This is a genomic window from Dysgonomonas sp. UBA7710, assembly GCF_002482385.1.
Lineage (GTDB): Bacteria > Bacteroidota > Bacteroidia > Bacteroidales > Dysgonomonadaceae > Dysgonomonas.
The window spans coordinates 1-8,482 of the sequence record NZ_DLFW01000030.1; the positions used below are offsets into that span (position 1 = coordinate 1).

General features: G+C 42.0%; 7 protein-coding genes. 2 read left to right on the forward strand and 5 right to left on the reverse strand.

Annotated elements, in window-relative coordinates; translation table 11 throughout:
* The first annotated feature begins 127 nt into the window (after positions 1-127).
* A complete protein-coding gene (locus B3317_RS09860) occupies positions 128-556 on the forward strand; it encodes a DUF3788 family protein (protein ID WP_291111021.1) in 429 nt (142 codons plus the stop codon).
* 117 nt (positions 557-673) lie between these two features.
* Here B3317_RS09860 and B3317_RS09865 read toward each other — a convergent pair whose 3' ends face one another.
* The 5 genes from B3317_RS09865 to B3317_RS09885 all read right to left on the reverse strand — a co-directional run bounded on the left by B3317_RS09865 (position 674) and on the right by B3317_RS09885 (position 6,807).
* Positions 674-2,575, reverse strand: a complete 1,902-nt coding sequence (locus B3317_RS09865) for a RecQ family ATP-dependent DNA helicase (RefSeq protein ID WP_291111023.1) — start codon at positions 2,573-2,575, stop codon at positions 674-676.
* Between the two features lie 88 nt (positions 2,576-2,663).
* Positions 2,664-3,461: an MBL fold metallo-hydrolase gene (locus B3317_RS09870; RefSeq protein ID WP_291111025.1), complete on the reverse strand. Its 798-nt coding sequence runs from the start codon at positions 3,459-3,461 to the stop codon at positions 2,664-2,666.
* A gap of 11 nt (positions 3,462-3,472) precedes the next feature.
* Positions 3,473-5,209, reverse strand: coding sequence for a single-stranded-DNA-specific exonuclease RecJ (gene recJ, locus B3317_RS09875; RefSeq protein ID WP_291111027.1), 1,737 nt, complete (start codon positions 5,207-5,209; stop codon positions 3,473-3,475).
* 318 nt (positions 5,210-5,527) lie between these two features.
* Complete coding sequence (gene proC, locus B3317_RS09880; RefSeq protein ID WP_291111029.1) at positions 5,528-6,313, reverse strand: pyrroline-5-carboxylate reductase; 786 nt, start codon at positions 6,311-6,313, stop codon at positions 5,528-5,530.
* A gap of 128 nt (positions 6,314-6,441) precedes the next feature.
* On the reverse strand, positions 6,442-6,807 hold the full coding sequence (locus tag B3317_RS09885) for a DUF488 domain-containing protein (protein WP_291111031.1): 366 nt from the start codon (positions 6,805-6,807) through the stop codon (positions 6,442-6,444).
* A 181-nt stretch (positions 6,808-6,988) separates the two neighbouring features.
* On the opposite strand from B3317_RS09885, the gene B3317_RS09890 reads away from it, so the two are divergent.
* Positions 6,989-8,449, forward strand: a complete 1,461-nt coding sequence (locus B3317_RS09890) for an amino acid permease (protein WP_291111033.1) — start codon at positions 6,989-6,991, stop codon at positions 8,447-8,449.
* Positions 8,450-8,482 lie beyond the last annotated feature (33 nt).

The window sequence follows — 8,482 nt, forward strand, 5'->3', positions numbered from 1 at the left end:
AAATCATTTGAATTTTGATAAAATAAAGATGGAGGATGAAAATTCAGGTACTGGCGGCAACCAATATTGTGTAAGTCAGAAAAGAATGTATCTTTGTTAACAATAATAATTAACCGATCATAAAACCATGGAAGCAGAAATGTTATTGAGAGATCCGGATATTTTCCCGTCCAAAGAGGTGCTAAAGAATGCGTTGGGAGAAAATGTATATAATGTGCTGGCTTCTTTTCTTGAAACAACTACAAATGAAGAATATGCACTGGCTATTGAATGGCGGTTTTATAATGATGGGAAAGCATGGCTCGGCAAAGCGCTTTATAAGAAAAAAACGGTACTGTGGCTTTCGGTCTGGGAAGGCTTTTTCAAAACAAGTTTCTATTTCACGGATAAGCACCTTGAAAGAATTGCTGCTCTGGATATCGCCGACACTATTAAAGATGAATTTGCCGGGACAAAACCGGTAGGTCGCCTGCTCCCGATGATTTTTAACGTAAGTAGTCAGGAACAAGTAAAAGATCTGCTAACAGTCGTTCGTTTTAAAAAGAGCCTGGTCTGACTTCGCGTCAAAACACTTTTCAGTTTGCCCTATGGGCGGTTACAAGTCACAAGTAAACGAGATACAAGATACGAGTAAACAAGTTATTCTTCACTCTTCATTTTTAGTTTTTCACTTCTAATTCTTAAATCTTATCTTCCCCGATTGCATTTCAAGAACTCCCCTATCCGTCATAAAACGGATGGCTCCGGTTACATCCTTCAACCGGTAATCAGGCAATGCACCTGTTATATCATCTATGGATCGCTCCCCGTCCTTGAGCAGCTCTTTTATATCCAATGATATCTTATTGAACTTTGCATTCGTCATTCCCGAATCGTTCTTTGCCAGACAAACATCACATTGCCCGCAATCGCTGATATCTTTCTCATTGAAGTAGGATAACAAAATACGGCTTCGACACATCTCATCCTGCTCTGCATAATGGCTCATCGCCAGTATCCGCTTTTCGAAACGATCTTTACGGTCTTCGTTTACAAGACGTGGTATAATCAGGTATTTCTCGTCCACCCGCTGACGGGTATATGCTATCAGAGGCGTTTTTTTATGCGGGATATAATCGATGATATTGCGCTTATCCAGCATTTTCAGCATTTCATAGACAGCTTTCCGGCTTTTATCTGTCTTCAGGCCTATTTCTGCTTCGTTAATGGTTACATAATTGGTAAATAAGCCTGTGTAAAGGCGGAGGATAGTATTTACAAGTTGCTCATATTCCCGCTCAAAATCGTAATGATACAGATCATCCCTGTAAACTGTAAACATCAGCCGCGAGCGATTATCTATCTCGTCGGTGTATTCGATATAGCCTGCCAGATCCAATATTCTGAGTGCATTATGAGTAGGCAGAAGAGGATATTTATAAGTAGCGCAAAACTGCTGTATATTAAAATCATATACCATACCCACCCCGAAACCTTCGGCCACCTGGAAAAAGTAAGCAAGCGAATCATATACCTGAGAGATAAATTCCCGTTCGGGAAACTCGTCCCTGATACGCTTTTTCAATTTGACAGTATCATTCTTATGATATAAGACAACAACAAAAGCCTTTTCCCCGTCGCGTCCCGCGCGCCCTGCTTCCTGAAAGTATTCTTCCACCGAATTGGGCAGGTCGGTATGCACTACCAGCCGCACATCCGGTTTATCAATTCCCATACCGAAAGCATTGGTACAAACAATGATCCGTTTTTCATTATTCTTCCAGCAGCTCTGCTTCCGTGATTTATCCTCACTGCTCAGTCCGGCATGATAAAAATCGGCGGAAAAACCTTGTTGTATAAGGAAATCCGACATTTCCTTCGTCTTCTGACGGCTGCGTACATAGATGATGGTGGAACCCTTTATTTTCTCAAGCAACCGGACAAGTTCTTCCGGCTTATTTTCCGTATTACGGACAATATAGGCCAGATTCTTACGCTCAAAGCTTTTCCTGAAGACATTCTTTTTACTGAAATGCAATTGTTCCTGAATATCATCTATCACCTCCGGGGTAGCTGTCGCGGTGAGAGCCAGAACAGGCACACCGGGCAGATGCTCGCGAATAGCCGCTATCTTGAGATAGGACGGACGGAAATCATAACCCCACTGGGATATGCAATGCGATTCGTCAACAACCAGCAGACAAACATTCATATCGCGAAGTTTACTCAGGAATAGTTGTGTAGCCAGTCGCTCAGGTGATACATAAAGGAATTTATAATCACCGAAGATGGCGTTTTCAAGCGTAGTGATAATCTCCTGCCGGGTCATCCCCGAATATACGGCCAATGATTTTATATTCCTCTGGCGCAGGTTATCCACCTGGTCTTTCATCAGGGCGATAAGCGGAGTGACAACAAGACAAAGACCTTCCATCGCCATCGCAGGCACCTGAAAGGTCAATGATTTTCCTCCGCCTGTGGGCATCAGCCCCAGCGTATCTTTTCCCTGGCTGACGGAATGAATAATATCTTCCTGTAAAGGGCGAAATTCGTCGTAACCCCAATACTGTTTGAGTATTTTGTGATAGAGATCCATTCTTCGATGTGCCAATTAACTAATATGCCAATGTGCCAATATCCGATTGTTTTCAATTGGCATATTGGCACATTAGCCAATCAGTATATTAATTTTTCATTGGACGCACCTCTATCTTAATATCAGTGCCATCCAAGGCCTTGCCTATTTTCTCCTGATCGAATTCCGACATATGATACGGATAGAGCACTTTCGGCATCACCTTTTTAGCTGCATCCACAAACATGTCGTCTGTCATTGTATATGGCAGGTTCTTAGGCAAGAAAGCAATATCGATGGTACCTTTCAGTTTATCCATTTCCGGAACATTTTCGGTATCGCCGGCGACATATACTTTTTTATCGCCAAATGTAAAGATATAACCATTGCCCCGTCCTTTAGGATGGTATGCTTCTCCGTCAGGCTTCTTATTTACAGCATTATAAGCCGGAACGACATCGATAGCTATTCCGTTCCATTCGGTCTTATCGCCATTATTTACCACATTACCATATCCAAGTATTTCGTTGCATACCTTCGATACTATATAGTGCGTATCTGCCTTTTTAACTGCGTTGATAGCTGCTGTATCAAGGTGATCGCCATGTTCGTGCGTCAGGATAATCAGATCGGCCTTAGGCAATCTCGAATAATCCGCGACTTGAGAATAAGGGTCTACCTGAATAACCTTTCCTGCAAATTCAAACATAACCGAACCATGACCTACCAATGTTACTTTCAGCGGGCCTTTGCTCGTTTCATAGCTGTCAGCTTTTATATACTCCGCCTGTTCCATACTCAATGTATCCGTAGCTTTATCTCCGGCATTTGCCGTACTGGCCCTGTTACCGCAGGCAACAAAGGAAAATAAAGCGATTGTTAATGATAATACTAAAGATCTCTTCATATTCTTGTCATTTAGTGTGAATCCGAAAGCTGTCCTGTATCTATATCCTTGACATAAAGCTGGATATTCGTCTTACCGTTGTGCGTATTTTCCTCCAGTGTATAGCAGATATCAAACGGCCTGCCGTTTTTTACCATCTCACTATTGGCACTTTGCCGGAAAGCAATACCATTCACCGGAATTGTAGTCGTTTTATCTATCATTTCCAGTTTCAGGTGTACATTATCTTTTCCCACAGGTTTACTCGTACCATAATCCTGTACATCCCATGTGACAAATATAGGATTCAGGTTCTCCGGGCCAAAAGGCGCAAAACCGGCCAGGTCACTTATAAATTTCGGCGTAATCTCTTTGAATGAAAGTTCCGCATCTATACAGATCTGGGGACGCATCATTTCAGGCGCTATCATTTCAAGCGATAAAGCCTCGAAACGACGCTGGAATTCGGCCAGGTTCTCTTCTTTCAGCGATAAACCCGCGGCATAAGTATGTCCTCCGAAATTTTCCAAGATATCTTTACAGGCTTCTATGGCCTTGTATACATCAAAGCCCATTACCGAACGGGCAGACCCGGTGATTAGTCCCTGGGATTTGGTCAGCACTACCGCAGGACGCAAATACTTCTCGGTAAGGCGCGACGCTACAATACCGATAACGCCTTTATGCCAGGTTTCATCATAGATCACCAGACTTTTCTTTTTCGACATATCTACCGTTCCGTCGATAAACTGTATCGCTTCGTCTGTTATCCGCTTATCCAGCTCGCGACGGTCGTCGTTATAATGGTCTATATTGGCGCTCTTCTCCCGTGCATCTTCTATCGTATTGGCCAGCAACAAGTCCACGGCCTCTTTACCTTTCATCATCCGCCCCGAAGCATTGATACGGGGCCCTATCTTGAAAATAATATCATTCACGGTAATACCCTTGTAGGTAAGCCCGCAAATCTCAATTATCCCTTTCAGACCCAAGCTGGGATTGGAATTAATCTGCTTTAAACCAAAATATGTCAATACCCGGTTTTCACCTGTGATGGGAACAATATCCGAAGCTACACTGACAGCCACCAGATCGAGCAAATCTGTCAGTTCCGAAAAATCTATCTTATTATTCTGAGCCAATGCCTGCACCAACTTAAAACCTACCCCGCATCCTGAAAGATGCTCGTAAGGGTAAGTGGAATCCGTACGTTTGGCATCGATAACAGCAACCGCGTCGGGAAGTATCTCATCCGGCATATGGTGGTCACCGATTATGAAGTCAATCCCTTTGCTTTTGGCATAGGCCACTTTTTCAATGGCTTTAATGCCGCAATCAAGAGCGATAATGAGTTTTACACCCGTCTCTTCGGCGTAGTCTATCCCTTGTTCCGATATTCCGTACCCTTCATCGTAACGGTCGGGGATATAATAATCGAGATTAGTTGTGAATTTCCGCAGAAATTTATACACAAGCGCGACGGCAGTCGTTCCGTCCACATCATAGTCACCGTATATCAATATACGCTGCTTTTGTCCCAACGCTTTTTCAATTCTCTTGATAGCTTTGTCCATATCGGGCAAAAGGAAAGGATCGTGTAAATCTTTCAGATTTGGATGAAAGAATTTATATGCATCTTCGGCAGATGATATTCCTCTCTGTATCAAGAGCTGACAAAGAACAGGGCTAATGCCTAATTTCTTAGCAAGATCATCTCTCTGCTCTTTTTGCTGGGTTGTTAGGGCTTCGTAATTCCATTTGTAAATCATTTTATATCGTTTTTTCTTTCTTCTGTCTCAACGAGGCTAATTAACATATTTCAAACATACACAAATGTTAATATGCGCTGAATATCAGCCCCGTATAGCATCACCACAAGCAGTAAGGGCGGTTTGCTATCAATTTGTAAAGATAATATATATATGTGAAAACGCTGTTAGTGATTCTTATTTTTATTTTTTATTTTATTATAATAATCTATAAAGAAGATAGGGTTATAGTCCGGTTCTATTACTTTTATAATAGATTTCTGATAAATAAAAAAGTCCCGTTTCCAGGACCTTATATTTAATAACACTAAAATACAACTATTTTATATTACTCGCCTTCAAACCTTTAATGACAGCCGAAGTAAAACCTGCATGCTCCATCTCATTCAATCCTTTTATAGTGATTCCTCCGGCAGTAGTCACTTTATCTATTTCCGCTTCGGGATGATTTCCATTTGCCTCGAGCAGATCGATTGCACCCCGGAGTGTTTGTAAAACGGCATCTTTAGCCTGATCCGGATATATCCCCATTTCAATACCTCCTTCCATAGCTGCCCTGATATATCTGAATGCAAAGGCTATACCGCACGAGGTAAGCGAAGTTATAGCCGGAATGAGTTTCTCTTCCACAAATTCAACCTTACCAAGTTGGGAAAAGATACGGAATACTTGATCGCGTTGTTCCTTATCCGCATTTTGAGAAGCAATATACGTCATGCTCTGGCGCACGGCTATAGCGGTATTAGGCACAACACGGAATACAGGTTGACGCGGACTTGTCCATTCCTGTAGCTGAGCCAATGTAACAACGGCCGCAACAGATACAATCAACTGCTTAGGATTTTCCAATAAGGCCTTATGCGTCTTCAGCACTTCTTCTACCATCCACGGCTTAATAGCAATAATAAGGATATCTGCCGTAGCCAGTGAAGAGTAATCGGCTACCACTACATTTATGTCTTCGCTCACTTCCCTCAGCCGGGGTACATTCTTCCCTCTGTGATCGATAACGGTTATATCCTGAGGTTGCGCACCTCCATTTACAGCCAAACCGCAAGCGATGGCCCCACCCATATTTCCAGCTCCGAGAATAGTTATTTTCATATGATGATTCTGTTTTTAAAGGATATATGGAAACCCGCATGGCAAAACTATCCTGTACTTCTGCGTATTGCAATCCATGCCCATTTTCATATTAATTACTGTTTTGATAAAAACAAAGGTAGCAAATTTTACATTTCTTCGAGTACTTTCTCCAAATATGCTTTCAATATACTTGCATGGTTATATACCGGCTCCCGGGAAGCATATAAGAGCGTAACAATATTATACGATTCTATTTTCTTAACAAAATCCTTTACTTCATCCGACCCGTCCAATTCTTTTTGGTACATAGTCACAAAGTCATCCCACCGGTTTTTCATGTCCTCATGGAACCATTTGCGTAAATTAGGAGACGGAGTAACATCTTTTGCCCATAAGTCATATTTCAGATGGTCTTTTCTCATTCCTCTGGGCCATAAACGATCGACCAATACACGAAAGCCATCGCTATCCTCAGGATCTTCATAAACCCTTTTCAATTTTATCTCTGTCATTATTGTGACGTTCTAATATTCTATTGATTTTAAAACAACAGAATATCCTTTTTTGTTTGATAAAGACTATTCAGATATAATACCAATACTTAATTCGCTTCAAAATATTTCTTTTTTCTAATATAGAAACAAATAGCAGATAATTATTACATTTTACTTACTTTTGTGCAAACTTTAGTTTATGATAGAAAGACTTTTCAAGAAAAAAGATATATCAGCAATACTCAGTGAGCCCACAGAAACTAAAGGAGGACTTAAAAGAAGCCTCTCGGCAACAAATCTCGTTACTCTCGGAATTGGTGCAATAGTGGGAACCGGAATTTTCGTTATCACCGGACAAGCTGCCGCCATGTACGCCGGGCCTGCATTGACAATCTCGTTCGTCATTTCGGCTCTCGGCTGCATTATGGCAGGACTGTGTTATGCAGAATTTGCTGCTATGATACCGGTATCGGGCGGTGTATATTCATACAGCTATACCACAATGGGTGAAATTCTGGCTTGGTTTGTAGGCTGGATATTGATTCTTGAATATCTTTTCGCCTGCTCGAGTGTCGCAGTCGGATGGTCGGGCTACATGCTGAGTTTACTCGACGGATGGAGTATAAATTTCCCTGATCGGATAGCAGGTGCCACATTCGACCATCTGAAAGACGGAAGCTGGGTATGGACTGGGCGCATCATCAATTTTCCCGCTGTCTTTATCGTATCCATAGTATCTGCGTTTCTGATCGGAGGCATCAAACAATCCGCGTTTGTAAACAATATTATCGTTGTTATCAAAGTTAGCGTAATCCTTCTATTCATCGGATTCGGTCTTTCATATATAGACACAAGTAACTGGACACCATATATACCCGAAAATACCGGAGGTTATGGAAATTTCGGATGGACGGGTATCCTCAGAGGTGCAGCAGTGGTATTTTATGCATATCTGGGATTCGACGCGCTCTCTACCGCAGCAGGAGAGGCAAAAAATCCACAGAAGGATATGCCAAAGGGTATTTTGTTCTCACTGCTTATATGCGCGCTGCTGTATATAGCTGTAACCACAGTATTGACAGGAATAGTTAATTATAAAGACTTGAATGTGGACGCACCAATAGCACTTGCTATAGACCGTACAGGCGAAAGTTTAGCCTGGTTAAGCCCCCTCATTAAACTGGGAGCGATTGCAGGGCTTAGTTCGGTAATTTTGGTAATGATGTTAGGGCAATCACGTATATACTATTCTATTTCTAAAGACGGGTTATTACCGAAGGTGTTTTCGAAAGTAAATGATAAACATGGAGTTCCCCACAATGCGACTATTTTTGCCAGCATCGTTACGGCGTTGATAGCCGGACTCTTTCCTCTCCATGTTCTCAGTGAGCTTGTATCGATAGGTACCCTGATGGCCTTTACCATTGTCTGTATTTCTATTGTCATACTGCGCAAAACACAGCCCGACCTCAAGCGTCCGTTCAAAACACCTCTAGTACCATTTATCCCTTTGGCTGGTGCAGCCATCTGTATCGTACAAATGCTATCTCTGCCATGGAGTACATGGGAACGGCTTATCGGCTGGACCGTAATAGGCTTCCTCATTTATTTTACATATGGAATAAAGCATAGTAAACTGAATAGTATTAATAAGAAGTAGTTAATTAATCGTTCTATTTTTTCTAACGCGCCT